This window comes from Mesorhizobium sp. M7A.F.Ca.US.005.03.2.1, from assembly GCF_003997795.1.
GTDB classification, from domain to species: Bacteria; Pseudomonadota; Alphaproteobacteria; order Rhizobiales; family Rhizobiaceae; genus Mesorhizobium; species Mesorhizobium ciceri.
Genome location: NZ_RZRP01000967.1, coordinates 1 through 2,202 on the forward strand (window position 1 = coordinate 1; position 2,202 = coordinate 2,202).

2 protein-coding genes and 1 pseudogene are annotated in these 2,202 nt (G+C 61.0%); all 3 read left to right on the top strand.

The window, feature by feature from the left end; genetic code table 11:
* On the top strand, positions 1–1,353 hold a 1,353-nt coding region (gene lpdA / locus EN991_RS33300), incomplete at its 5' end, for a dihydrolipoyl dehydrogenase (protein ID WP_127370324.1).
* 89 nt (positions 1,354–1,442) lie between these two features.
* Complete coding sequence (locus EN991_RS33305; protein WP_127370325.1) at positions 1,443–1,700, top strand: GlsB/YeaQ/YmgE family stress response membrane protein; 258 nt, start codon at positions 1,443–1,445, stop codon at positions 1,698–1,700.
* 138 nt (positions 1,701–1,838) lie between these two features.
* A pseudogene (locus EN991_RS33310) lies at positions 1,839–2,202 on the top strand (lipoyl synthase); the annotation flags it as partial.

Sequence of the window (2,202 nt, forward strand, 5' to 3'; positions counted from 1 at the left end):
ATCGTCGAGCGCGAGCATCTCGGCGGCATTTGCCTTAACTGGGGCTGCATCCCGACCAAGGCGCTGCTGCGCTCGGCCGAGATCATGCAGTATTCGGATCACCTGAAGGATTACGGGCTGAAGCTCGACGGCAAGGTCAGCGTGGACACATCGGCCGTCGTTGACCGCTCGCGCAAGGTGTCGCTGCGGCTCAATGGCGGCGTTGCCTTCCTGATGAAGAAGAACAAGGTCGACGTCATCTGGGGCGAGGCCAAGCTTTCGAAGGCGGGCGAGATCGTCGTGTCCAAGACGGCCAAGAAGCCGATGGAGCCACAGCCGCCGGTGCCGAAAGGCGTCAAGGGCGAGGGCACCTATACCGCCAAGCACATCATCCTGGCGACCGGCGCCCGGCCACGCGCGCTGCCCGGCATCGAGCCGGACGGAAAGCTGATCTGGACCTATTTCGAGGCCATGGTGCCGAAGGAGATGCCGAAGTCGTTGCTCGTCATGGGGTCGGGCGCCATCGGCATCGAATTCGCCTCCTTCTACCGCACAATGGGCGCCGAGGTGACGGTGGTCGAATTGCTGCCGGCGGTGATGCCGGTCGAGGACGCCGAAGTCTCGACGTTCGCGCAGAAGCAGTTCGAGAAGCAAGGCATGAAGATCATCCTCGAAGCCAAGGTGACCAAGGTCGAGAAGGGCACGAACTCGGTCACCGCGCATGTCGAGATGAAGGACGGCAAGGTCGAGAAGATCACCGCCGACCGCATGATCTCGGCCGTCGGCGTGCAGGGCAACATCGAGGGCCTCGGACTCGAGGCGCTTGGCGTGAAGACCGAACGCGGCTGCGTCGTCATCGATGGTTACGGCAAGACCAATGTGCCGGGCATCTATGCCATCGGCGATGTCGCCGGCCCGCCGATGCTCGCCCACAAGGCCGAACATGAGGGTGTCGTGTGCATCGAGAAGATCGCTGATTTTCCTGGCGTACATGCCACCGACAAGCTGAAGATTCCGGGCTGCACCTACTGCAATCCGCAGGTCGCCTCGGTTGGCCTGACCGAAGCCAAGGCCAAGGCAGAGGGCTGGGATATCCGGGTCGGGCGCTTCCAGTTCGCCGCCAATGGCAAGGCGATCGCGCTCGGTGAGGATCAGGGCTTCATCAAGACCATCTTCGACAAGAAGACCGGTCAATTGCTCGGTGCCCACATGGTCGGCGCCGAAGTGACCGAACTGATCCAGGGCTTTGTCGTGGCGATGAACCTGGAGACGACCGAGGAAGAGCTGATGCACACCATCTTCCCGCACCCGACGCTGTCGGAGATGATGAAGGAAAGCGTGCTCGACGCCTATGGCCGCGCACTCAACGCGTGATAGATTGAAAGCGCTGCTACAGATGGAACCCGGCGGCAAGGTACATCGTTTGCGGATGCACTTTCATCCATCACACAAGGAGAAGGCATATGCACCTGAATGGCGTCGGCTGGATAGCAGCCATCATCATCGGCGGCCTGGCAGGCTGGTTCGCCGAAATGTTCATGAAGAGCAACACCGGCATCTTGATGAACATCGTTATGGGCATCGTCGGCGCGATCGTACTGAATGCCATTCTGCAGGCTCTCAATTTTGGCCCGTTCGGCGTCGGCTGGATTGCCTATCTGATCACCGGCTTTATCGGTGCCTGCCTGCTGATCTGGGCGGGGCGTCTGGTGCGCCGCTGACATCCCTGGAGAGCTGCCATGCGAAAAAGGCTGTTGCGGCATGCGCCGCAGCGGCCTTTTTCTTTGCGCCGAAAAGTCCTAGATGACGTTATGACAACGAACGCCTGACTGGCGCTCGCCAATGAACCAGGTTTCCCGATGGTCACTGTCCTCGATACGATCGCCAACGCACCGCGCCTGCGGCATCCGGAAAAGGCGCACAAGCCTGATCAGGATGTCCTGCGCAAGCCCGACTGGATACGCGTCAAGGCGCCGATGTCGAAGGGCTATGCCGAAACGCGCGAAATCGTGAAGTCGCACAAGCTGGTGACGGTCTGCGAAGAAGCCGGATGCCCCAACATCGGCGAGTGCTGGGAAAAGAAGCACGCCACCTTCATGATCATGGGCGAGATCTGCACCCGCGCCTGCGCTTTCTGCAACGTCGCCACGGGCATTCCAACCGCTCTTGACCCGGATGAACCGGCCCGCGTCGCGCATGCGGTCAAGCAGATGGGCCTTACCC